The sequence below is a fragment of the Rhizobium leguminosarum bv. viciae USDA 2370 genome (assembly GCF_002008365.1).
Taxonomy (GTDB): Bacteria; Pseudomonadota; Alphaproteobacteria; order Rhizobiales; family Rhizobiaceae; genus Rhizobium; species Rhizobium leguminosarum.
On record NZ_MRDL01000009.1, the window covers coordinates 98,161 to 119,965 of the forward strand.

Annotated in this window: 23 protein-coding genes and 5 pseudogenes; 10 read left to right on the forward strand and 18 right to left on the reverse strand. The window is 57.3% G+C overall.

What is annotated here, in order from left to right:
• Positions 1-32: 32 nt before the first annotated feature.
• Positions 33-283 (reverse strand): annotated as a pseudogene (locus tag BS629_RS39615) (IS6 family transposase); the annotation flags it as partial.
• 32 nt (positions 284-315) lie between these two features.
• On the opposite strand from BS629_RS39615, the gene BS629_RS39620 reads away from it, so the two are divergent.
• Both BS629_RS39620 and BS629_RS38045 read left to right on the forward strand, forming a co-directional pair.
• Positions 316-771: a hypothetical protein gene (locus BS629_RS39620; protein WP_245315059.1), complete on the forward strand. Its 456-nt coding sequence runs from the start codon at positions 316-318 to the stop codon at positions 769-771.
• Positions 772-867: 96 nt separating this feature from the next.
• Positions 868-1,287, forward strand: a complete 420-nt coding sequence (locus BS629_RS38045; protein ID WP_018486480.1) for a hypothetical protein — start codon at positions 868-870, stop codon at positions 1,285-1,287.
• Positions 1,288-1,556: 269 nt separating this feature from the next.
• On the opposite strand, the gene BS629_RS05020 is transcribed toward BS629_RS38045, so the two are convergent.
• Entirely contained in the window at positions 1,557-2,753 is a 1,197-nt protein-coding gene (locus BS629_RS05020; RefSeq protein ID WP_063828064.1) for an XRE family transcriptional regulator, read from the reverse strand.
• Positions 2,754-2,761: 8 nt separating this feature from the next.
• The gene (locus BS629_RS05025) at positions 2,762-3,487 is read right to left on the reverse strand and encodes a hypothetical protein (protein ID WP_077988006.1); all 726 of its coding nucleotides are present in this window, start codon (positions 3,485-3,487) and stop codon (positions 2,762-2,764) included.
• Positions 3,488-3,623: 136 nt separating this feature from the next.
• Here BS629_RS05025 and BS629_RS40450 point away from each other — a divergent pair.
• From BS629_RS40450 to BS629_RS05035, 3 genes and pseudogenes are all read left to right on the forward strand, one after another.
• Positions 3,624-3,761, forward strand: a pseudogene (locus BS629_RS40450) (non-homologous end joining protein Ku); the annotation flags it as partial.
• A 26-nt stretch (positions 3,762-3,787) separates the two neighbouring features.
• Positions 3,788-4,147, forward strand: coding sequence for a hypothetical protein (locus BS629_RS38855; RefSeq protein ID WP_245315063.1), 360 nt, complete (start codon positions 3,788-3,790; stop codon positions 4,145-4,147).
• Entirely contained in the window at positions 4,050-4,262 is a 213-nt protein-coding gene (locus BS629_RS05035) for a hypothetical protein (RefSeq protein WP_245315064.1), read from the forward strand. The genes BS629_RS38855 and BS629_RS05035 overlap by 98 nt, the downstream gene beginning before the upstream one ends.
• Positions 4,263-4,679: 417 nt before the next feature.
• On the opposite strand, the gene BS629_RS05040 is transcribed toward BS629_RS05035, so the two are convergent.
• From BS629_RS05040 to BS629_RS05090, 11 genes are all read right to left on the reverse strand, one after another.
• Positions 4,680-5,012 (reverse strand): hypothetical protein, encoded by a 333-nt coding sequence (locus tag BS629_RS05040; RefSeq protein WP_245315060.1) that lies wholly within the window; start codon positions 5,010-5,012, stop codon positions 4,680-4,682.
• Positions 5,013-5,022: 10 nt separating this feature from the next.
• Entirely contained in the window at positions 5,023-5,862 is an 840-nt protein-coding gene (locus tag BS629_RS05045) for a dioxygenase family protein (RefSeq protein WP_077988010.1), read from the reverse strand.
• A gap of 103 nt (positions 5,863-5,965) precedes the next feature.
• Entirely contained in the window at positions 5,966-7,033 is a 1,068-nt protein-coding gene (locus BS629_RS05050; RefSeq protein ID WP_077988011.1) for a maleylacetate reductase, read from the reverse strand.
• 48 nt (positions 7,034-7,081) lie between these two features.
• Complete coding sequence (gene purU / locus BS629_RS05055; protein ID WP_077988012.1) at positions 7,082-7,966, reverse strand: formyltetrahydrofolate deformylase; 885 nt, start codon at positions 7,964-7,966, stop codon at positions 7,082-7,084.
• Positions 7,967-8,083: 117 nt separating this feature from the next.
• Positions 8,084-8,788, reverse strand: coding sequence for an ABC transporter ATP-binding protein (locus tag BS629_RS05060; protein ID WP_028756325.1), 705 nt, complete (start codon positions 8,786-8,788; stop codon positions 8,084-8,086).
• A complete protein-coding gene (locus BS629_RS05065) occupies positions 8,781-9,530 on the reverse strand; it encodes an ABC transporter ATP-binding protein (protein ID WP_077988013.1) in 750 nt (249 codons plus the stop codon). The genes BS629_RS05060 and BS629_RS05065 overlap by 8 nt, the downstream gene beginning before the upstream one ends.
• Complete coding sequence (locus tag BS629_RS05070) at positions 9,527-10,516, reverse strand: branched-chain amino acid ABC transporter permease (RefSeq protein ID WP_077988014.1); 990 nt, start codon at positions 10,514-10,516, stop codon at positions 9,527-9,529. The genes BS629_RS05065 and BS629_RS05070 overlap by 4 nt, the downstream gene beginning before the upstream one ends.
• Entirely contained in the window at positions 10,513-11,376 is an 864-nt protein-coding gene (locus tag BS629_RS05075; protein ID WP_018484502.1) for a branched-chain amino acid ABC transporter permease, read from the reverse strand. Before BS629_RS05075 ends, BS629_RS05070 begins: the two co-directional genes overlap by 4 nt.
• Before the next feature lie 67 nt (positions 11,377-11,443).
• Positions 11,444-12,613 carry an ABC transporter substrate-binding protein gene (locus BS629_RS05080; protein WP_077988015.1) on the reverse strand — a complete coding sequence of 390 codons (1,170 nt, stop codon included), beginning with the start codon at positions 12,611-12,613 and terminating at the stop codon, positions 11,444-11,446.
• Positions 12,614-12,801: 188 nt separating this feature from the next.
• On the reverse strand, positions 12,802-13,671 hold the full coding sequence (locus BS629_RS05085) for a methylenetetrahydrofolate reductase (protein ID WP_018484504.1): 870 nt from the start codon (positions 13,669-13,671) through the stop codon (positions 12,802-12,804).
• Positions 13,672-13,820: 149 nt separating this feature from the next.
• On the reverse strand, positions 13,821-15,236 hold the full coding sequence (locus BS629_RS05090; RefSeq protein ID WP_077988016.1) for an aminomethyltransferase family protein: 1,416 nt from the start codon (positions 15,234-15,236) through the stop codon (positions 13,821-13,823).
• A gap of 344 nt (positions 15,237-15,580) precedes the next feature.
• Between BS629_RS05090 and BS629_RS05095 the strand changes: the two genes are divergently transcribed.
• The 4 genes and pseudogenes from BS629_RS05095 to BS629_RS40205 all read left to right on the forward strand — a co-directional run bounded on the left by BS629_RS05095 (position 15,581) and on the right by BS629_RS40205 (position 18,293).
• On the forward strand, positions 15,581-16,000 hold the full coding sequence (locus BS629_RS05095) for a MarR family winged helix-turn-helix transcriptional regulator (protein WP_077988017.1): 420 nt from the start codon (positions 15,581-15,583) through the stop codon (positions 15,998-16,000).
• Positions 16,001-16,054: 54 nt separating this feature from the next.
• A complete protein-coding gene (locus tag BS629_RS05100) occupies positions 16,055-17,722 on the forward strand; it encodes an FAD-dependent oxidoreductase (RefSeq protein ID WP_077988018.1) in 1,668 nt (555 codons plus the stop codon).
• 194 nt (positions 17,723-17,916) lie between these two features.
• A pseudogene (locus tag BS629_RS05105) lies at positions 17,917-18,162 on the forward strand (hypothetical protein); the annotation flags it as partial.
• Positions 18,159-18,293 (forward strand): hypothetical protein, encoded by a 135-nt coding sequence (locus BS629_RS40205; protein ID WP_018516652.1) that lies wholly within the window; start codon positions 18,159-18,161, stop codon positions 18,291-18,293. The pseudogene BS629_RS05105 and the gene BS629_RS40205, both read left to right, overlap by 4 nt.
• Positions 18,294-18,447: 154 nt before the next feature.
• Here the strand turns inward: BS629_RS40205 and BS629_RS05110 are convergent, their stop codons facing one another.
• Positions 18,448-18,924, reverse strand: a complete 477-nt coding sequence (locus BS629_RS05110; RefSeq protein ID WP_018481129.1) for an Lrp/AsnC family transcriptional regulator — start codon at positions 18,922-18,924, stop codon at positions 18,448-18,450.
• A 143-nt stretch (positions 18,925-19,067) separates the two neighbouring features.
• Here BS629_RS05110 and BS629_RS05115 point away from each other — a divergent pair, with 143 nt between their 5' ends.
• A complete protein-coding gene (locus tag BS629_RS05115) occupies positions 19,068-20,087 on the forward strand; it encodes a 1-aminocyclopropane-1-carboxylate deaminase (RefSeq protein ID WP_077988020.1) in 1,020 nt (339 codons plus the stop codon).
• 15 nt (positions 20,088-20,102) lie between these two features.
• Here BS629_RS05115 and BS629_RS39625 read toward each other — a convergent pair.
• The 3 genes and pseudogenes from BS629_RS39625 to BS629_RS05130 all read right to left on the reverse strand — a co-directional run.
• Positions 20,103-20,230, reverse strand: a pseudogene (locus BS629_RS39625) (DUF4158 domain-containing protein); the annotation flags it as partial.
• A gap of 497 nt (positions 20,231-20,727) precedes the next feature.
• Positions 20,728-20,971: pseudogene (locus tag BS629_RS39630) on the reverse strand (IS21 family transposase); the annotation flags it as partial.
• 482 nt (positions 20,972-21,453) lie between these two features.
• Positions 21,454-21,798, reverse strand: coding sequence for a hypothetical protein (locus BS629_RS05130; RefSeq protein WP_028756061.1), 345 nt, complete (start codon positions 21,796-21,798; stop codon positions 21,454-21,456).
• Positions 21,799-21,805: the final 7 nt, after the last annotated feature.

A 21,805-nucleotide genomic window follows, 5' to 3' on the forward strand; every position in this document is an offset into this window, starting at 1 on the left:
TGGCAGGCGAGTCAAGGCCCGTGCGGACAGTTTCAGACGAGCTGGCCGCTGACGGCTTTCCACTGGGCCATGGCTTGCAGTCGGTGACTGCGAATTTGGTTGGCAGAAGGTTTTGTGCGATCTGGAACGAAGAGATTGCGAACAGCGGAGAACAGCGAAACAAAATGTTGCAGGCTCCCGATTGATCGGAATCCCTGGCGCATTGAAACGGCAGATGCGAGTTCTCCGCCCGGTTGTTCAAGCTCTTGTGTGAGCGATGCTCAACACCCGGCATAACCTGACGCGTCCAAAGAAAATATTGTGACACTTGGAGAAATGACCATGCTTTTTCGAAAATTGATTGTCGCTGCCGTCATGGCAGCGGCAATTCCTGCTATGGCTCTTGCTGCCACGGCTGAGGTGACAATCAAAAACAACAGCACATCCGGTACTGCGAATGTCGGCAGTATCAGATGCGTCGGCTGCACGCCCAACTTCCCCTCCAGCATCTCTAATGGAGCGTCAGTTGTCTTTACGGTGCAAGGCAACACCATCGACGGCTTCATGACGTTTCGTTTCGATGTGACCAGAGGTGTCGTTCCGGCTCGGACGTGCAGAGCCTCATTGAGCGTCAACTATGATCCTGCTACCGGCCAAGCGCTTTCACTTGCCGGAACGCCGGCTTGGGTCGCCATTTCAGGTGGAACTCGGGCCCCTACCTGCACGCAGACCTCCGCTCCGACAATCTCCCATGGCAAAGTCCTGTGGAACCTCTCTTTCGTCGCCAACTGAGGATACCTTCCTCTGGCAGGTCCGTTTTAAACGGACCTGCTCTTCCTTCCGTTGTAATTACCATGATCACACAATCATGTGTGGAGCTTGCTTCAAATGTCTGTTCTCAGAAATGGATTGGCGCAAATGCGAGGCGCAGGGCAAGCAGCACTCGCCTGGTTCGGGATTCGGACGCCATTGATCGCCACAGCGTTGTTTGCTCGTTACCATGGTCCAGAGCTATCCGCCGATGTTGTCGGTGCGACAAGGGAGGGGCTGTACTACGTGCCTTATGCCAGCCTTGGTACCAGCTTCGTCCAATCGCAAGCTGAAGCTCGCCCGGCATATGCAACGGCAATCTATTGGAACACAATAGTGATCAGCGGCGGGTTGGCCGGCCCCTCCGTAGGGGTAATAGCACGGGCCTACGGATTTCGAACCGTAATTGAGATTGCTTCTTTGGTCGCAATCTTCGCCGCCGCTGTCCTGTTGTTTAGTCTGCGCCGATTCAAAGTGTCGACGGGGTCGCCACCTTGAGAGGCGCATCTTTGCGCGTCATTCGACGGCCCGGTATTCAGGCCTTGAAGCGATCGAATGGGGTGAGCCACTTGATCGGTGGATCCGCTTCAGCCAGCGATAGATTTCCGAGCGCAGATAGCGGAGTTCCACTGCCATCCGACCAACCGGTTCGAGTGCATTCTTGAACGGATTCGAACCGTCGACAGGGCGGGAGAATTACCCGTTCAACAATGATTTCCCATATTTAACAAGCGGCTGAAAATGCAAACTGGACCGAAATGTGGTTATCAGTCACCGTTCCGTTTGATCGGCACTACTTCTCCGCGAACCCCACCGAGGTTGTCACGCGGCGTCACGACGGGCTTAAGCTCCACGATTCTCGCAGCCTGCAAGCTCAGCCATCCGGATGGTAGACCTGTCAGACTTTCAACGTCGTGCGGAAACAGCGGTAGATCTTCGCGCAAATCCTCTTTGGTGACTTGCCCCGCATCGACCAATGCCTTGAACACATCCGCGAGCAATGTCGGTTCCTGCATCGGCCAAACATCGTCAAACGGCTCCCGCCTGGAGTAGCCTTTCGCACTGTAGATTTTGTAGAGACGAGTTGCAGAGCTTTTGTCCAGAATCTGAAGCCGCTGCAGACGCATAATTTGTGCCTTGATCGAAACTTTCCAACGCGCCTTCAGGCGCTCCAGTTCCCAGATAGCAGCGGTGTCGATTTCAACACTGAATTGGCTTGCCGGGAGCAAGAAAGCGGACGCAAAACGATGAGCCTGGTCTTCAATGGCTTTGAAGTTCTCGACGAATTCCTCTTCGGTCACTGCTCGGTGCAGCACCAGGTGGGCTAGTTCATGAGCGGCATCGAATTGGCGTCGGGAAAAAGACTGCTTGTCGCTGGCAAGCAGTACGTATGGGCGACCATCCGATCCCCAACGGCTCAGCCCATCCAATTGATCGGTTTCCATCGGTTCGCTGGCGACTACGACGCCAATTCGCTCCAGCAGCTCGACCATGTTGAGAATAGGGCGAAGGCCCAGGCCCCAATGCTCTCTTGCTGCTTGAGCGTACGCCTCGATGTCCTCATCGCGGAGATTGCGAAAGTTACGCCCCTGCAGGAGATCGGGAACATTTATCTCGGGAAGGTGGGCGTAATGTTCAGCCACCGCCGTAACATCCTCGAGCCATGCCAACCTGACTTGCTGTGACAAGCGGTCGCCGCGCAAAGCACCGGCAAACGAGCGAAAAAACGACAGGCCACTACCTTCGCGGCGGGCAGTCAAAAAGAAGTCCTCTGGCAATCTGAGGACCGAAGCCAATTCGGTCAAGGCAGCGGGTTCCGGCGCGGTTTCACCCTCTTCCCAACGGATGACTGTGCTCGCAGCGCGCTGCATCAGATCGGCCAGCGCCTTGCGGGAAGTTATTCCTCTCGCTTGCCTCGCTTCAGCCAATCTCGCGCCAACAAAACTTTGCACTCCACTACGCACGGTCGTTCCTAATTTTCATTGCCTTTCTTCTCATCCGCGGGGCCGTCCTTTTTGGAGGCCTTGAATGACTTCTTCACCTGTTTAAGGGAGAAGGCCTTGGCCGCCGGTTGCGCTAGCGATCCGTAACCAGCCAGGAAGTCCTTGATATCAGCCTGAAACAAGAACGATTGCGATCGTGCGTCTGCAACGCAGACCGTAATTGACGCTATCTTTCCAAGAGCGTGGGCATCACGACGGACCATAATGACGACAAAACGTTCTCGGTCGGTAAACATCTCTGGCGGATGAAACAGGTCGTATGACAGTCCGCGGTTTTGATTGCACAAAGCAGATCGGGTCGTATTCTTGATCGGCAGATCATCCACTTCACGATGGGATGCAAAACCGATCATTGTATGGCCAAAACGGCCGGTGGTCAGATAAACTGGCGCGTCTTTGATTTCATCAGGGCCTTGTTCGATCGGAACCGATTTGACGAATTCTGCGCCATGGCGATTGAGCATCTGCTCGAACATCTCATCGATAATTTGAAACCGGACGAGACCGGTTGCTCGGCTTGCGCGCCGCCTTGAGAGCGCCACCCCATGGGTGACTGCGGCCTGTGACCCGCTTACCGCGGCCTCTGCCTGTTGGGCGGCCATCCCAAATTGATGTTCAATTTCGACGAGTAGGTCGCGGGGTACGTCCCGACGGATCGCGGATTCAAACTCGAAACGTCGCTCATCACTGATCATTGGGCCCTCATGGGAATCATCGAGTTTTGCATTAAGAGGATTTTTGACATATTTTTTTGCACTTAGCAATTCAAACTGAAGGTGACAACAGGGATGCCACCTGCATCCTGGCCGTGCAGCGTAAAGGAGACCAGCCATGCCGCGCGCCTACTGGAAGGGCTATCTCAAGCTGTCGCTGGTTACATGTCCCGTGGCAATGAGTCCGGCGACAAGCGAGAGCGAAAAGGTTCGATTTCACACGCTCAACAAGGAAACAGGAAATCGTGTCGTCTCACATGTCTGCGGTCGCTTCAAGGCGAACTGAGGCCCACTAGGGCGAGACAAGCTTTCGTGTCTGCAGCTCGAGCCGCCCATTTGAAGGTTCTGCCCGACGACGAACGGCGGCTTCGGAGCCGTGCCGCGTCTTCGCGCCGGAAGGTCGTCGTGCGAAGACGCGCATCGGAAGCGGGTAGGTCGACGAGCGATCATTTTCCACTACCTGGACAAGCTGAGGCATTCTCATTTCCAGGGTTTCTGCTATCGTCCACAGGTCACGGGAGTAGGCGTCATGGTTGCAGCGAGTTTGGTTCCGAATGCATTTTACTGGGCGAAGTCCTCGAAGTATTTCGACGGACGACCAACGATCGTTCGGGTCTCCACGATCTTCGGGGAGGATTCTGACTATTGGACGCTGGCGCTCCTGGGAACCGATCAGCACGCCATGCCCGCGGATTTCGAGATCATCGCTCCGGCGGAACTCCCAGAAGAATACCCAGTCCGACAAGCCGCCGAGTGAACCGTTCATCGGGCAAGCGAACGAAGGCTCTCGACAGGGGCACGCATTTTGTCGGGCGTTCACACCGACAGACTGCCCGATGGAGAATTTTGGTACCATAACCCATCGGAACTTGCGGGGCATTCGACGACGGGGCCGCCCTGCTCCCTCCAGGCGATTTCGACCTCACCTATGGCGCTCCTCCACGGCCCGCATCGCAGAAGGGTGCGATCAACTAAATGACCTGAGACCCTGATCTGCGCGGGAACAACACGCTCACGACGCATTCACGTAGCGCCTTGGCGCCCGTTTCTCGCAGAAGGGGCGCCAAGGCCGGTTATCACATGGCTAGTAGCGCTCATCCCACTTGCTCGACCGTCTTCGAACCCCACGCCTTGACAGGAATCGAACTGCGAAGCACGGTCCCCGACCGGCGAGTCACTTCAAGGCTATGAACGTCGCAGGGTCGAGCTGGGAAATCCGAACGGCAACTTGTGTGATCGCAGCGTCCCCGACCAATTGCTGGATTTCCCTGGCAAGATCCATGAGTTTCTGACGCGTCCGTTCTGCTTTCGGCAGGAGGAAAAGCTCGAGGTTCACCGCCGGGAGGTTGGCCATCGCGTAGACTGGAATGACAGCAAACTGGCAGGCGTTGATGTTGACGTCCAGCCTTTCGCATAACAATTTGCTAAGCGGCACCAGAGCGGCCTCAATGTTCAGTTGAGACTGCTCTGGCAGTGATCGATCCACGTAAATCTTCATATTTGGCATCTCGGCCGCCTTACAGTGGGTTAAGAACAAAATCGAATGGCGAACGCCAGACGGTTCCACCGCCGAGCACACGCTCATACGGCGCGATCAACGTGGCTTTGACACCGAAGACGGCGTCGGATGAAAGATAGTTATCGTCGCCGACGAACGTATGGGTTACCAGTTTCTGGAAGCCGGCGGCCGTGACGATGTAGTGCATATGTGCAGGCCGATAGGGATGCCGGCCAAGATGCTTCAGCATCTGGCCCACAGGCCCATCTGCGGGAATGGGGTATGAGACGGGCTTGATTCCGACGAAGCTGTAGCGTCCATCGGAGCCGGTCACGAAGGTTCCGCGGTTGTTCCATTTAGGCTGGATGTCAGGTTGCTGCACATCGTAAAAGCCTTCGGCATTGTCTGACCAAACATCGATGATTGCACCCTCGATCGGATGTTCGTCCAGATCGACCACAGTGCCTTCGAAGACACAGCTCTCGCCCTTCCCGTCAAGCGTGATGCGATCGCCCATCGCAACACGGGGAGCCCCGGCGACATGGAACGGTCCAAGCACGGTGTTTTCCGTTGCGCCCGGTTGCCTCCTGTTGTTGATCGCATCCACCAACATGGATACGCCTAGCGTGTCGGATAGCAGGATAAATTCCTGCCGTTCTTGCGAACAAATCTTGCCGGTCTCCGTGAGAAACCGAATTGCGGTTTCCCATTCCTGTTGCGAAACCTTCGCTTCCTTGATGAAGGCATGTAGATGCTTCACAAGCAAGGTCATGACCTCCCTCACGCGAGGATCGATGTCGGAGGCCATGCGCCCGTTTACCGCCTCGACGGAAGCTTCTTCGGTGAAATAATTTGTCATACCTGTTCCTTTCGAGTGAGAATTGGCTTGCCTTCATCCCGAAGCCTACCTGCTAAAAAGGCGCGGACCTGGTTCCTGATGTGGATCACTCTGGCCTCCGGGTTCACGACGAAGCCGGCCTCGCCCCTTCCCATGCCATCTGAAGCATCTCTCGGATTGCCGTAGCTTCCAGAGGCCGGGGGTTCCAGTAAGGGTTTCGCATGGCAATATCTGTGGCTTTGTCCAGATCCTCGGCGGCCAGTCCGAAATCTTGGAGCCTGGTCGGGGCGCCTATGCCGAGCGCGAAATCGTAAAGCCCAGGCGCCGCGCGATCCGTCCCCAATAAAGCGGCAACAGGTTCCAGCAGGTGCGGTACCGCCGCCTCCGTATACGCCACTGTATGAGGAAGAAGGATAGCGTGCGTTTCCGAATGCGGCAGGTCGAAGCTGCCGCCCAGCGTGTGGCAGATCTTGTGATGCAGTGCCATTCCGACCGCACCCAAAACAACGCCACAGAGCCAGGAGCCGTAGAGGGCATCGGTGCGGGCCGCGGGATTTCGGGGATCACCCACGATGGCAGGCAGTGCCTCGTGCAAGGCGGCTATGCCCTCCATCGCCATCATTGAGGAAACCGGGTTGCGATCCTGCGCATAAAGTCCTTCCACGGCATGGGCCATGGCGTTGAGGCCGCTCGTCACCGTCATGTTGACAGGAAGGTCGTACGTTAGCTCAGGGTCGTAAATCACCGTTTCCGGTAGAATTGATGCATCACGCACGGTGGTCTTGATGCCGTTTTCTGTCTGCCCGAGGATCGGGGTCACTTCCGATCCGGCATAGGTTGTGGCGATGACCAACTGGGGCGCATCGGTTCGGTAGGCGATCGCCTTTCCCAACCCGATCGTCGAACCACCGCCCAAGGAAATGACACAGTCCGCGCCCTTGTCAGAGAAGACGCGAAGCGCTTCGATCGTCACGTCGACGGGCGTGTGCATCATGGCACCGTTGAAGAGCCCCGCACAGGCGGATCCCAACTGTTCGGCAAGGCGCTGCGCATCCTTTTCCTGGAATGGAGTCGACAGGACAAGGGCCTTACGCCGATCGAGGTAATGCAGTTCTTCGGCCACCATGGAGATCGTCCCCACACCGAACACGATGCGAGGAATAGTGCCTTTGTAGATAAACGGCTCGCGCATGGTCTTCTCCTCTTAGATGCAAACGGTGCAACTGTCTTCGCTGCCGGGTCAGCCCATGCGCTCGGAGGCATAGCTTCCCGGGCTCGGCGGGAAGACGACGGTGCGATTTCCATTGATAAAGGTCCGATGGTGGATGTGTGCGTGGATGGCGCGGGCGAGCACCTGTGCCTCCACGTCACGACCTAGGGAGACATAGTCTTCGGCCGACTGCGCATGCGTGATGCGCACGATGTCCTGCTCGATGATCGGCCCTTCGTCTAGATCGGCAGTGACGTAATGGGCCGTCGCGCCGATGAGCTTGACGCCGCGCGTATAGGCCTGCTTGTAGGGATTGGCGCCCTTGAAGCTCGGCAGAAAGGAATGATGGATATTAATGATCCGCCCGGACATTTTCTGGCACAACTCGTCGGAGAGGATCTGCATGTAACGGGCGAGTACGATCAGCTCAGTGCCGGTGCTCTCGGCCAGCGCCATGATGCGTCCCTCCGCCTCCGGCTTGTTGGCCTTGGTCACCGGAATGTGGTGGAAGGGGATGTCGTGATTGACCACCAGCTTCTGGTAATCGAAATGGTTTGACACCACGCCAACGATGTCGATCGGCAGCGCACCGATCTTCCAGCGATACAGCAGGTCGTTGAGGCAATGGCCGAAACGCGACACCATGAGAAGCACTTTCATGCGCTCTTGCGCACCGAAAATATCCCATTCCATGCCGAATTTGTCCGCTACCGTCATGAAGCCTTCCGACAGCTCGGGCCGCAACACGCCTTCTTCGGAGATGAAGCTGACGCGCATGAAGAACTTGCCGGTGTCCCGGTCATCGAACTGCGAGCTGTCGACGATGTTGCAACCCTTGGCCGCGAGGAAGCCGGAAATCGCCGCGACAACGCCACGTGTGGTTTGGCAGGCAACCGTCAAGACATAGTTCTTCATTCTATCCCCGTATCTGTTAGGGCTCTTCAATAGATGCTCATCGGGCTTTCCCGACAAATGCTTCAGCCCGCTGAGCTCATGGAAGGCCATCGTGCCTGGTCTGCCGTCCGCGCCGGTTTATTGGGCGGAAAGACCGATAAAGCGGTCGAGTTCGGTGCGATTGGCGGCCAGTTTTGCCGCCTCTTCCTCAAAGACGATCTTGCCTTGGTCGAGCGCAATGACGCGCTCTGCAAACTTGAGTGCCAGGCCGACATGCTGTTCCACCAGAACGATCGTGTGGCCCTGATCGGCCAGCTTGTGGAAAACGTCCATCAGCATTTCGCAGATAACCGGTGCCAGCCCCTCCAGCGGCTCATCCAGCAAAATGATTTCCGGCTTTCCCAGAAGAGCACGGGCAATCGACAGCATTTGCTGTTCGCCTCCGGAAAGCTGGCGCCCGCCGTTGGAACGACGCTCCTTCAGCCGAGGAAACAGATCGTAAGCCTCTTCCAGAGTCGATCCATTCCGAAGTCCCGCAACCAGGTTCTCCTCGACCGTCAACGATCCGAAAATGTCGCGGGTCTGCGGCACGATGCCAATCCCCAGTCTCGCCCTCTGATGCGAGGCGAGCGTATCGATCGCCGCCCCCCTGAGTTTAATGCTTCCGGCGTGTTGCCGTGTCTGGCCCATGATCGTGGAGAGCAAGGTGGTTTTACCGACGCCGTTTCTCCCAACGATCGCCAGCCGCTCGCCTTTTGGAATGCGGATCGAAACATTGCGGATGATATGGGTATCGCCATAGCCGGCCACGACACCGTCCAGTTCGAGGAGAATGTCAGACATGGCCCGCTCCCAGGTAGAGTTCGCGAACCTGCTTGTTGGCGACAACCTCGTCGGGCGTTCCCTCCATCAGGATCGCGCCATTCACCAGCACGATGATACGGTCTGCGACCTCGAACACTAACTGCATGTCATGCTCGATGATGAGGACCGACAGATCCTGCGGAAGCCGCTTGATGGCCTCCACGATGAAATGGCTTTCGGTGGAGGGTACGCCTGCCGCCGGCTCGTCCAGGATAAGAACCTTCGGCTTCACCGCCAGTGTCAGTGCCAATTCCACCAGCCGCTGCTGCCCGTAAGCCAGTCCACGCACCGGCTTGTCTGCCAGCGGCTGGATATTGAGATCCTGCATCAACCGGGCGATCTCAGCCTCGATATCGCTCCACCCGTCCGCCCGACGAAAGAACTGATGCGTGCGGCCTTCCCGCTCCAGTATCGGCAGCCGCAGGTTTTCGCGAACGGTCAGGTCGCGAAACAGGTTGGTTATCTGGAAGGTTTTCGCGACGCCTGCCCTCACCCGAGCCGATTCGCTCAGGGATCCTATATCCTGACCGTTCAGCACGATCTTGCCCGATGTCGGCTTCAGGACACCGGTCAGGAGATTTGCGAAAGTCGTCTTGCCGGCACCATTTGGCCCGATCAGTGCGGTGCGCGAGCCCCGCGGCAACGTGAGAGTCAGGTCCCGGGCGACCTGCAGGCCTCCGAAATTTTTCGAAAGCCCAACAATGGAAAGCCCGTCGTTCATGACGTCCTCCTGAGCAATCGCGCCAAGCGACCTGGAAGAGCAACTAGACCCTTTGGGAGCACGAAGACCACGATGAGAAGCATGAAGCCGATCACGAAGAGCCAGTTCAAGGGATCGATGCTTGCCGCGACATGATGGACCACCATGAAGAGCAATGTCCCGACCAGCGCGCCATACAGCCGCCCGGCTCCTCCCAGGATCAGCATCACCATAACGTCGGCAGACAAGGAGAAATTGAACACTTCGATGCCAACCAAGCCTGTCACCTGGGCCGCAAGGGCGCCGGCAATTCCGGCAATAGCGCCGGCGATAACGTAGACCGTCACCTTTCGGCGATAGACCGGCGTACCGATTGCGCGCATCCGGCTGGCGCTGCCTTCAATTCCTCTAAGAGCGAGCCCAAACGGGGAGCCGATCAGAACCTGACAGAGCAGTAAAACGGCCGCAAGAATGGACACGCTGTAGATGAAGGCGACCTGTCCAACAAAATCGAATTCGTACAGCCCCAGCAGCGGTCCAACCGTGATGCCGGCCAGGCCGTCGGCGCCGCCCGTTAGCCAACGTGCCTGGGATGCGGTCTCCTGAAGAACCATGGTCACGGCTATCGAAATCATCAACAGAGTTATGCCGTGGGTGCGAAGCAGGACAAGCCCGGAAATCCACGCCATCACTGCGCCCGCCACGGCACCGACCAGGAGCCCGAGCAGCGGGTCGGGCGACAGGTGAAGCGAAATTAGTCCCGCGGCATAGGCGCCGCATCCATACATGGCCGCGTGACCAAGTGTTGCTATTCCCGCCTGCCCGAGAATGAGGTCGAATGACACGACGAAGATCATCATGATGACGATCCGGGTTAGAAACGACAGGTCGTACGGGAATATCAGAAAGGCAAGGCTCGCACCGACCACGACGGAAATGGACGGGATGAGGAAGCTCAGGGCGGTCGGCGCGCGCCTCGGCGACGTCGAAAGGACGGGGTCCATCATTGCGCTTTCCCCATCAGACCGTTGGGCCGAAGCGCGAGCAACACCACAATCGCCACGAAAAAGAAGATGGTACCAATGCCCGGCAATAGATAGCGACCAGCAGTATCGAGAATACCAAGGCTAATCGAAGCAAGGAAGGAGCCGGAAATGCTGCCAAGTCCACCCACAGACACAACAATCAGGAACAGCACCATATAACGAAGCGGATAGTAGGCCTCGATCGGAAGCAGTTCCGCACCGAGTATACCTCCTACCGCCGCGAGACCGGCGCCGGTGGCGAATGCAACGAGATAGACGAGCGGCGTGTTGATGCCGAGCGAGGCGGCCGCAATCCTGTTGTCGACAGCTGCGCGCAAGTAGATGCCGAACCTTGTTTTTTCCATCAGCAACCAGAGACCGGCCAGCACAAGCAAACCGGAAATGATAACGACCAACCGGTGGAACGGTAGCGTCCTAAACCCGAGATCGATCGGTGTCGTGAAAATCGCCGGGGCGCCAAGCGGCAGGATCGTGGAGCCCAGGAACAGATTGACGGTTGCGATCATGATGAAGACGATTCCAATGGTCGCCAACACCTGGCCCAGCTCGTTGAAGCCATAGATGTGGCGATAGAGCAGCCGCTCGAGAAGCACGGAAACGAGGACAACCGCAAGAACGGCGACGAGGAACGCCGGAATGAACGCTACGTCCAGACGTGTGGTGAGCAGATGAACGGCTGCGCCGCCAAGCAGGGCAAACCCGCCGTGCGCGAGGTTGATAATGCGCATGAGCCCCATCGTGATCGAAAGCCCGACGGAAATCATGAACAATATCATCCCGTAGGCGACGCCATCGACGACGATACTTAGAATGAGGGACATTCTCTAACCTGAGATTTGCGAGGTCGGGCGTTGCGTGGCGGAAAACTCCCGCCGCGCTCACCGTGGATCAGGGATTGAAGCCGAGGTCCGGTACGTTCGGGACAGTCGCGAACTCCCGATTGACCAGTTTGCCGTCCGCGCCTTTTTCAACACGCCGAAGATAGACATTCTGCACCACCGTCCGTGAGACCGGATCCATCTTCACCGGCCCGCGTGGGCTTTCCCATTCCATGCCCTTGGCCGCCTCGATGGCTTTTGTGCCGTCAGACCCTGCAGCCTTGATCATCCGGTAGATCAACTCCGCGCCGTCATAGGCGCCGATTGATGCCATGTTGGCGCGCGAGCCCGGATGAAGTTCCTGCAGTTTTGCGACAAAGCTTTTGTTCAGCGCAGAATCGTGGACATCGGAGTAGTGGTATGCGGTCACCAGGCCGATAGCTTGGTCTCCAAGCGCATCAAGTGTGGTCTCGTCGGTCTCGCCACCGCCAAGGAAAGAAACGCCAGCAGCTTTCAGGCCATTTTCATTATAGGCCTTGGTGAAAGCGAACGTCGCAGGGCCCACCGGCAGGAAAGTGAAGACGGTATCGGCACCGGAACTCTTGATACGCTGCATGAATGGCGCGAAATCATTGGTCTGAAGCGGCATTCGGATCTTTTCGAGAACCGCCCCGCCGTCTTTCTCAAAAGAGGCGGAGAAGGCCGTTTCTGCATCAATGCCGGGATTGTAATCCGAAACGGCAGTCACGACTTTCTTGGAGCCATTTTTGGCCGCCCACTCGGCTGCCGGTTGAGCGAGCTGCGTCAACGTAAAACTTGTGCGGAGAAAGAAGTCCGACTGCTTGTTGATCGATGATGTCGCGGCATTGAAAATCACCGCCGGCACCTTTGCCTGCTTTGTCAGGGGAGCGACCGCAACGGCATTGGGGGTGAAGTCAAATCCAGCAAGATACTTCACGCCGTCGCGGACAAGAAGTTCCAGGGCCGCTGCCTTGCTGGCGTCGGCGTTGGGTCCGCCAACGTCCTTGTAGATGAACTGAATTTTGTGACCGCCAACCTCGTCTCCGTGCTGCGCGACATAGACATCGATCGCTTCGCGGAATTGCTTGCCCCAGATTGCGTTTGGCCCGGAGAATGTAGCGATAACGCCGACCTTGATCGTCTCGGCTTGAGCGAGCGTGCCGGTTACGAAAAACGCAGCCGATGCGACGAGATACAACGTCGATTTCGAAAATGTCATTTTTTTCCCTCCCAACCGGAAAAGCGTCCGGGCGCCTTGACGCTGAAGCGCCACTTCCTCCGCTAGTATTGGTACGGAAACCGTACTAATACGTCAAGTTTTCTCCGCATACATGGACCGCCTATCCGTGTTGTCCGAGTCGGAAATGCTCCAGTCTAGTCAGGCGTCCTGACAATCACATCGGCGCCTTAGGAAGGTCGCGTCCGGTACTCTTGCAACCAGTCCACTGTTTTGTGTAGTCCTCCAAACGGATAGAAATGCAGACGAACATCGCCATATTCGGCGTTGCTCAAGCCGGTAGCATACTCATTGACCAGAGCGTCTGGCCCCGCGCTCGACAACAACTGAGTGATCGATAGACCGTACTTCTTGAGGACGGATGTGGATGCGGAAACGCCGCAAACCGCTGCAAATTTCAATAGCGTTCTGACGCTTGCCGGGCCAGGAATACCGATGTGGATCGGGACTTCGATACCCAATCGACGCAGTTCACCTATCCAGGCAAGTACGGGTTCCGATGCGAACGCAAACTGAGTGAAAATCGACCACTCGATATTTGCTGCTTCCATGATTAGTCGCTTTTCCAGCAGCGCACTGGTGAGCATGGCAGCGTTCTGGACCGGGTGTCCTTCCGGATGCCCGGCTATCGAGACATTGCTGATCCCATGCTGTTCGAGGATACCGCTACGTAAGATCGTAGCGGTATCCAAGAACGGGCCCTTGGGAGGGTCGGCATCGCCCGCGACTAGGAGCAATCGGCTCACCTGGGCGTCATTGACAAGCGCCGACAGCATTGCCGATAGCATGGATTCCGACCCCAGACGTCTGGCGGCAATGTGAGGCAAGGGTACGTATCCCGCCTGTCGGACCATTTTGGCCGCCCTAATCCGGTCGGCATCGCTTTCCGTTGACAGAAACGGAATCGAGATGATCGTGCCTTTGGGGATCGCGCCAGACATGGCCGCCAGCTGTGCGGTATCTTTTGTCGTCACTTCCACCGAAAAGTCATCCAGTACATCGCTCTGGTCTCGGAGATGTATTGCTTGCGACATAGCCATAAAAACCCATCCCGCCTGCGAGACAGGCGAATTCTCATTGAGCAAGAAGAATGTGAACGTTGCCGAGTAGCAGACCGCAGGGTATCCGTAGCCAGGACAACACCGGTGTTCGCTCTGACGAAGATGCGCTGAGCGAATACCGGCAATAATCAGCTGATCGCAGCGCGCTTCATCTTTTGAACGGAACTTGCATAGGGAACGGGCGCCACGACCGCTCTGACCTTGAACTGCTCGTGCCGTTCGACATGCGGCTTCCGGGACCCGCCACGAGGCTCTCCCCAGGTGAGCGTCACTTCCGTCCCGGGAGTCGCGTTTTGGACGTCGAGCATGGCGAGAGACAGCATTTCGCCTTCGTTGTTGCTGTAACCGCAATGGCAGGAGTGACCGACGAGCATGCCATCCCGACCCCGCACCTCATCGAACTGGGGCCAGCCATAATAGGCGACCGGCAAGTCTATAGCCTTGTATCGTGGCCCGTCTCCGAGGCAAGACGCAAAGATTGCCGCAACGTCGTCGCGGTTCCATACCAGCGTGACCTTTTGGCGCCGCTTCTCCACGGGCAGGGCTTCCAGGGCTTCGCGCCCGATGAAGTCATGATCGAACTTGAGAATATGGCCGTAGCCGAGATCCCACGGGGTGACGTAGTAATCTTCGATATTATCCGAGACGAAGCTGCCGCCAAGTTGGGCGTTCGCTTCCCAACCGTTTCCAGATAGCCATTGGCGAAAATCGCGCAGCTCTTCCCCGGTGTAGATACCCGGCAGTGGGTAAGGCATCCAGCCAAATTCGAAGATCGTACTAAAATAGGTCTTCGTCCCGCCCTGCTTCAGCCCATGCGCCTCACCGGCTCTAAGCAGCGCGGCGCGCACCTTTTCCATGTCCTCGTACGGTCCGGAAAGCTCTGCTCCCAGATGGCCCGCCATTCCATGCCGCAGAACGAGCACTTCGCATCCGCCGATTTTAACCTTCGCGGTTCTGAAGAATGCAATCTCTGGGGCGCGCCCCTCGACCGCAGCGTTGAAGATCAGGCCAGCATTGGGACCTTCCAACTGGAAACGGTAGAACCAGCGCCTGCCGGTCGGGTTGTAAGGCGTCGGGTCGTCGCGCTCGATCGTCACGTCGTAGCCGCCTTGTTCCGCGTTAAACTGTACCCAGTTCAGGACAGGCATGCCGCTGATCAGCTCGAACTTTTCCTCGGCAAGTCTGTAGACGACGCAGTCGCCGATGACATGGCCGCGTGGCGTGCAAGCGACGAATTGCTTGGCGCGGTCGATCGTAAAATTCGCCAGGCTGTTGATGCCGAGCTTTTCAAGCAGACGAAATGCATCGGGACCTTTGAGCATCAGTTCCGGCATGTGGTGTGACTGGTCGAACAGGATCGCGGTCTCGCGCCAGGCACGCTGCTCGTCGCGCCAGTTTGTGAATTCCGGCGGAATGAACGCAGCGGTGAGCCCGGTACGCGCCCGGTAATGGGGCGCAAGCGTGTCGTTGTAAAAATACTCGACGAGGTTGGCTTTCTCGTCGACCAAATCCTGTAGTGATCGCGCGCCGTTTGCCTTTACCATTGCTCAGACATCCTCCTCTTATGTTCCGCTCTGCTGAGCGATTTGACTGTACGTCGACGGGTGGCCTATTGAGTCGACTGTTCTTTTGGTGGCGAGAACCATGTGCCGCACAGTGGGTCCCCATTTCGGCCGCAAGAGCCTCGCCTTCATAAAGCCTCCTCCAAGACGCCTTATTTAGTACGGTATCCTGACTATATTTTGTGAGAGCGGTACATGTCAACCAATTTAAATCGAGGGGCTGGAAAAATACTTGCCGCAGGCTTACTCGTATAAATTGATAGCTTCCGAGGTGGTATAAAATGATTTTACGAAACGCATGGCGCAGGAGCAACATTGGCCGCCGGATGAATGAGGCCGTCAGGATATTCGAGAACAGGATCATCGAAAATCTGAAAGCCAAAGGGCATTCCGAACTTACCGCGGCACATATTAATCTAACCCGAAACCTCGACGAGGACGGGACCAGGCTCACTGAACTCGCGCGACGCGCCTCTCTCACAAAGCAATCGATGAGTGAACTGGTCGATCAGGTGGAACGAACCGGCCTCATTGAAAAACGCCAAGATCCCGCCGACGGCAGGGCAAAGCTCGTATGCTTCACAGACAGCGGCTTCGTTTGGCTGGAGGCCTTTCATCAAAGCCTGGAGGTGGCAGAAGGTGAGATGCGTGATCAGCTCGGGCCGGCAATGGTCGATCTCATGGTGGAAGCACTCGGGAAATATGTAGAGTGTCAAATCAACAAAGAGATTGATCAAGTCGATTGACATTGGTCCGGTTTCCTTACTATTTTCGCGCCAGCGGATTTGGGAGGTTTTACCGTGACTCACGAAGTTTACGATGTCGCTATCGCGGGTGGCGGTCCATTCGGACTGATGCTGGCCAATGAGCTTGGCCGCCGAGGCGTTTCAACCGTTCTTTTTGACGAGAAATCTTCGACGGCTTTTAATCCGCAGGCCAATGCCACTCAGGCCAGGACCATGGAGCATTTTCGACGCCTGGGATTTGCGGATGAGATCCGTGCACTCGGCATGCCTGAAGATTTTCCAACCGATATCGCATATTTCACGCGATATGCTCGCCATGAATTGGCACGCTTTCGCCTTCCCTCAGCCAAAGAGGCGCGCGAGAAGATCCTGACAATGACAGGATCCTGGAGCGCGGCCGAATTGCCCCACCGTGTCTCTCAGAAGTTTGTCGAGCGAGTTCTGCGTAAGCACGCCGAAGCTCTGTCTACGGTTTCGGTGAACTACGGGTGGCGGATATCCCGGTTCGAAGACGTTGGTGACGCCGTGACCATGACCGCAAGTCAGGTCGGCTCCGAGAGCACGCGCTCCGTAAGAGCCAAGTATCTTATTGGAGGAGACGGCGCGAAAAGCTTCATACGTCGGACACTTGGCATTCGATATCAGGGCGATGGCGGGGCAGTCAGAGATTTCTTCGGCGGGAAAATGTTTGCCCTCTATCTTCGCTGCCCGCAGTTCTATGAGGTTGTTCCCTTTGCACCCGCCTGGATGAACGTGGCGTTCAATCCTGAGCGCCGGGCGTTTATGGCCGCCGTCGACGGCAAAGGCGAGTTTGCTTTTCACACCCAACTAAAGGAAGGCGAGAGCGAAGACGATATATCCGATGCGCAAGCGCTGAAGATGTTCCAGACGGTGGTCGGGTATCCCGTTGAGGGGGAAATTCTTTCTCGCGGCACCTGGACGGCCGGGTTTGCCCTTGTCGCCGAGAAGTTTCAGGCTGGGCGGATATTTCTCGGCGGTGACGCGGTTCATCTTTTTACGCCCGCCGGTGGCTTGGGGTACAATACGGCGGTGGATGACGCGGTCAATCTAGGTTGGAAACTCGCCTCTGTTGTGAAAGGAAATGCACCGTCATTCCTTCTCGATACCTATGAACTGGAGCGACGCCCGGTGGCCGTGCGAAACACCGGCTTCGCTCGGGCGTTCGCCGAATCCATCGGAAACTACGTCCCGAAACCCGACATCGAGGCGGACTCGGATCTCGGATCGGATTTGCGACGGGAAGCCGGCGCCTATCTGGAGGCACATGGGCGGTCCGAGTTCAACATACCCGGCGTGACGTTCGGCGCTCGCTACGACCATTCACCGATAATCCTCGCCGAAGGGGAAGGACAAGCTCCGGACCTGCCGGAAGTCTACGTTCCAAATGCCGCGCCCGGGGGCAGAGCGCCCCATGTTTGGTTGAACTGTCAAACGTCATTGTTCGACCGATTTGGGTTTGAATGGACCCTCCTGCGGCTTCGCCCCTCCTCCTCGCCAGGAACCGAGTTCGTTACAGCCGCTAGAATGGCCGGAATGGATCTTACCGTCGTCGATATAAAAGAGGATCAACTCCGGGCAATTTATCGCGAGCCGCTTGTGCTCATTCGGCCAGACCAGGTCATCGCTTGGCGCGGAGATGGCGATGGCGACGCCGTTCAAATCATCGAGACTGTCCTGGGCCATATCCCAGCAAAGCGATGAAGAGGCGTAACCGCGGTGGTGATTGCAGTCCACCGACCTTAGTTCTCTTTGGGTACTGGTTGAGGTGATCAGTCGATGCGCCATGCCTGCTCTTGAAAGGATCTGAACCGGCGACGCCTTATTAGATCAGTTAGGTCGACCTTCACGCCCTTTGTTTCCCATTCCTTCATTCCGAGCATCTCGATCCCGCTCTCGACGTGTCGCTGATCGTCGACGCCGGCATCGGTCGGCCGTCGCACGCAATTGCGGTCATGGAGCTCGGTTTCGATGCGGTTCTGCTCGACACCGCCGTTGCCGGCGCCGGAGATCCCGCGGCGATGGCAGCCGCCTTTGCCGCGGCAATCGCCGCCGGCAAGCAGGCCTTTGACGCTGGCGTGCTGGAGCCACGCGACATGGCCGTCCCCTCCACGCCGGTGATCGGAAAGGCGGTGTTCACATGAAGCTTGATCCGTTCTACCTGATCGTCGACGGCGCCGAGTGGATTGCCCGGCTGGTACCGCTTGGCGTCAAGCTGGTGCAGCTGCGCATCAAGGATCGTCGGGAGACTGAACTATCGCAGACCTACAAATAACCTCGCCATGGAGTGCCTCCATCGTGTGAACGGTGAGACCGTATGTTTGATGCACAGAGCGTGGGGCCGGTGATGTCAGAAAAAGTCGCCTGACATCCGCTGTCTGCGCGGAACCGGACAATAGATGCTGCATCCACAATAGCTGCCGACGACGCTAGAAGGGCAACCTCGCGTTCTCCTTGACTTCCTTCATCACGAAGAAGGTGCGCGTCTGGCGCACGCCTGGGAGGGCGATCAGCTTCTGGCCGTGGAGCTTGTTGAAATCGGCCATGTCGCGGACGCGGATTTTCAGGAGATAGTCGAAATCTCCGGCGACCAAATTGCAGTCCAGTACTTCCTTCAGCTCCATGACCGCGCCCTCAAAGGCACCAAAGCTCTCAGGCGTGGAGCGATCCAGTACCACGCCAACCATGACCATCGCGCCGAGGCCTACGGCGCCCGGCGCGACTTCCGCCCGCACGCCGGTAATGTAGCCCTCCTCGAAGAGGCGTTGAGTTCGCCTGTGGCAAGTTGCAGCACTGACATTCACGCGCTCGGCGAGATCGGCATTGCTGAGCCGGCCCTCCGATTGCAGGGCGCGCAAAATCTTGAGGTCTATCCTATCGAAATCCTCTGTGGAAGACTCTTTCATTTTACCTCGTATTATTGAAGAAGTGGATTCTACCACCGAAAAATTACGCCGATAAAGAAAGCTTTTAAAGCAAAATTAGAGAGCACCTTTCAAACGATATCTACTAGCCTTCGACCACAAATTCGGCACGGAGGCCCTGATCGATGTCACTGTTGGAAAAGTTCGAACGCTACCCGCTCACCTTCGGCCCAACGCCGATCGAGCACCTGCCGCGGCTGACTGCGGCGCTGGGCGGCAAGGTCGACATCTATGCCAAGCGCGACGACTGCAATTCCGGCCTCGCCATGGGCGGCAATAAGCTCAGGAAGCTCGAATATATCGTGCCCGACGCGATCGCCTCCGGCGCGGATACGCTGGTGTCGATCGGTGGGGTCCAGTCGAATCATACCCGCATGGTGGCTGCGACTGCGGCGAAGATCGGCATGAAATGTGTCGTCATCCAGGAGAAATGGGTACCGCACTACGATGCGGTCTATGACCGTGTCGGCAATATCCTGATGACGAAACTGATGGGCGCCGACAGCCGGCTGGTCGAGGATGGGTTCGACATCGGCATCCGCAAGAGCTGGGAGGATGCGATTCAGTCGGTAGAGGATGCGGGCGGCAAGCCCTACGCGATCCCGGCTGGCGCTTCGGTACACAAGTTCGGAGGCCTCGGCTATGTCGGCTTCGCCGAGGAAGTCGCGGCACAGGAAAAGGACCTCGGCTTCATCTTCGACTATATCATCGTCTGCGTTGTCACCGGTTCAACCCAGGGCGGAATGATCGTCGGCTTTGCCGCACTAGACAGGGCCGACCGGGTGATTGGCATCGATGCCTCGGGCACCCTCCAGCAGACGCGGAATCAGGTGCGGAAGATCGTCGATGCGACCTCGGAACTCGTGAACCTTGGTCGGTCGGTGCGTGAAGACGAGATCGTCATCAACCCTGACTACGCCTATCCCGCCTATGGAGTGCCCTCGGAGGAGACCAACGAGGCGATCCGGCTCGCGGCGCGCACCGAGGCGATGATTACCGACCCAGTCTATGAGGGAAAGTCGATGCAGGGGATGATCGATCTCGCACGCAAGGGCTTCTTCCCCGAGGGCTCGAAGGTGCTGTACGCCCATCTCGGCGGCGCCCCGGCGCTCAACGGCTATAGCTATTACTACAAGGACGGGTGATTGGCACCGTCAGGTTAACCGGCCCGGGTATCGCGTTAAACATAGCTGAATGGCAAGCCGAGCCGATTGTGATCACGCCTCCGCAGTTCGATCTCCAGTCGATCCGACAGTGAAAACGAATAGTGTCGGATGAGGCTGTCTTCTCGACTGTTATAACGAAAAACTTCCGTGGATCCGCGCACGTTTCCCCAGGGATGAGATAACCCCAGCGCGGACCAAACGCATAGACGGCTTAGAACAGCAATTCGCCTTCGGCTTTTGTAACCGCTGGCTAGCATGGCGTCTTAGGAAACCCGATGCGTCTCTTTCCAACTCCGAGCGAGTCTGTCGCAGTACCAATCAAGGATAACGGAGATTCCGTCGTAGCTCGCGGCAGATCGTCGAAGGGTCTCGGCCAAGGGGCGCGCGATCTCCGCCTGACTGATCTTCTTCTCATGCATCCGCCCAACAACGCGACGTTCGCCCATGCTCAACTGCACAATAGTGCGGGCCGTTCCATCCTCCTGAAATCATTGCCGATAATGTCTAAGTTGCATTTGAAAAACGGAATCTGCCGGCATATAACTGTTGCCAGAGCGTCGGGACAACGCCGAGGGATGGAGACGGCGCATACCACGAAGAAGTGGGCCTTCCGCTCCACGCCGCCGGTGAACCCACATTCGTCCCGGAGCCGGTCAAACACCCCGCTTGGCCGTGTGGCGCTGCTTGCGCGGCACCTTCAGGTCTTCCTCCAGCCAATGCGCGATGGTTGAAACGAACGCATCCAGCTTAGGACGCCGGATCGGCGACTGACGCTGATAACCGGGCGGTGTCGAATACAACACCACCTGGGAAACGCTGTCGCGAGATATGTTGAAATGCTTTGCAGCCTAACGCCGGCTCATTCCTTCCGAAACAGCCAAGCGAACCCTTAGGTACAATTCAACGGTGTAGATCCCCTTGTCCCTCCTGCGTTCAATGCAGAAGGAAGATAGGTGGCCGGATTTTACTCCGCCCCTACGGCGAGATTATCGCGCCGTTACCGTGGCCGACTTTTGCACCGGCGCTCTCAAACGTTATCTTCATCTGGTTCACTCGCCGAAGTTTCAGCTTGTACACGGCGCACCTGAACATCAGTCCGGCGTCTGATCCTTTCGTCTGGTCACCTCCTCAACTCCGATGTCTTCTGTCGCAATTGCGAAGGGGTAGGCGAAGGGGATCGGGTTCGCAGGATCGCGCCGTCGGCAATCGGCGCACCCGGCAGCCTTCGCCGGCGCTGTCTATCCTGCACGTGACGAGGAAGGGGGCTGGCCGAGGACGAACAGGCCGGCATCTGCGATCCACGCTGATGCCGGCCGAGATGGGCGGAACTTGGCAGGGGAAAAAGCTATCCGTGGATATAGGCAGCGGACAACGGTCCGAGCTCCGCCGAGATCTGTCGCCACCTCGCCGGCTGCGCGCCGGTGCGGGAAATCATCGCTTCGATCAAGCCGGTCGATACCGCATGCTTCAGTTTGGGGTCAACGCTTCGCATGCCGAGCTCGATCAGCTCGAATACCCTCTGGCGGTCTTCAAGCGATGAAAAACGCTCGGCGATCAGCCATCCCATATCCGAATAGAGGGCGTGCATGGCGGAGAGATCGATCGGCTGGCCGGTTGTCGATCCTGCTTCCAGGGCCGGCGCCCCAGGGATGTTCTGCGTCAGTTCGGATGTGATTGTGCTGGTATCCATCGATGTC

What these genes read in the sequence shown, in the direction of transcription:
- BS629_RS05050 (WP_077988011.1), bottom strand. Translation starts at nt 7,033, where the DNA reads ATGCGCGAGCCGTTTATCTACAAAGGCACTATTCCTCGCATCGTGTTC.
- BS629_RS05130 (WP_028756061.1), bottom strand. Translation starts at nt 21,798, where the DNA reads ATGGATACCAGCACAATCACATCCGAACTGACGCAGAACATCCCTGGG.
- BS629_RS05110 (WP_018481129.1), bottom strand. Translation starts at nt 18,924, where the DNA reads ATGAAAGAGTCTTCCACAGAGGATTTCGATAGGATAGACCTCAAGATT.
- BS629_RS05070 (WP_077988014.1), bottom strand. Translation starts at nt 10,516, where the DNA reads ATGATGGACCCCGTCCTTTCGACGTCGCCGAGGCGCGCGCCGACCGCC.
- purU (WP_077988012.1), bottom strand. Translation starts at nt 7,966, where the DNA reads ATGAAGAACTATGTCTTGACGGTTGCCTGCCAAACCACACGTGGCGTT.
- BS629_RS05085 (WP_018484504.1), bottom strand. Translation starts at nt 13,671, where the DNA reads ATGGCTATGTCGCAAGCAATACATCTCCGAGACCAGAGCGATGTACTG.
- BS629_RS05045 (WP_077988010.1), bottom strand. Translation starts at nt 5,862, where the DNA reads ATGACAAATTATTTCACCGAAGAAGCTTCCGTCGAGGCGGTAAACGGG.
- BS629_RS05025 (WP_077988006.1), bottom strand. Translation starts at nt 3,487, where the DNA reads ATGATCAGTGATGAGCGACGTTTCGAGTTTGAATCCGCGATCCGTCGG.
- BS629_RS05060 (WP_028756325.1), bottom strand. Translation starts at nt 8,788, where the DNA reads ATGTCTGACATTCTCCTCGAACTGGACGGTGTCGTGGCCGGCTATGGC.
- BS629_RS05090 (WP_077988016.1), bottom strand. Translation starts at nt 15,236, where the DNA reads ATGGTAAAGGCAAACGGCGCGCGATCACTACAGGATTTGGTCGACGAG.
- BS629_RS05095 (WP_077988017.1), top strand. Translation starts at nt 15,581, where the DNA reads ATGAATGAGGCCGTCAGGATATTCGAGAACAGGATCATCGAAAATCTG.
- BS629_RS38045 (WP_018486480.1), top strand. Translation starts at nt 868, where the DNA reads ATGTCTGTTCTCAGAAATGGATTGGCGCAAATGCGAGGCGCAGGGCAA.
- BS629_RS05115 (WP_077988020.1), top strand. Translation starts at nt 19,068, where the DNA reads ATGTCACTGTTGGAAAAGTTCGAACGCTACCCGCTCACCTTCGGCCCA.
- BS629_RS05065 (WP_077988013.1), bottom strand. Translation starts at nt 9,530, where the DNA reads ATGAACGACGGGCTTTCCATTGTTGGGCTTTCGAAAAATTTCGGAGGC.
- BS629_RS05040 (WP_245315060.1), bottom strand. Translation starts at nt 5,012, where the DNA reads ATGCCAAATATGAAGATTTACGTGGATCGATCACTGCCAGAGCAGTCT.
- BS629_RS05080 (WP_077988015.1), bottom strand. Translation starts at nt 12,613, where the DNA reads ATGACATTTTCGAAATCGACGTTGTATCTCGTCGCATCGGCTGCGTTT.
- BS629_RS05075 (WP_018484502.1), bottom strand. Translation starts at nt 11,376, where the DNA reads ATGTCCCTCATTCTAAGTATCGTCGTCGATGGCGTCGCCTACGGGATG.
- BS629_RS40205 (WP_018516652.1), top strand. Translation starts at nt 18,159, where the DNA reads ATGAAGCTTGATCCGTTCTACCTGATCGTCGACGGCGCCGAGTGGATT.
- BS629_RS39620 (WP_245315059.1), top strand. Translation starts at nt 316, where the DNA reads ATGACCATGCTTTTTCGAAAATTGATTGTCGCTGCCGTCATGGCAGCG.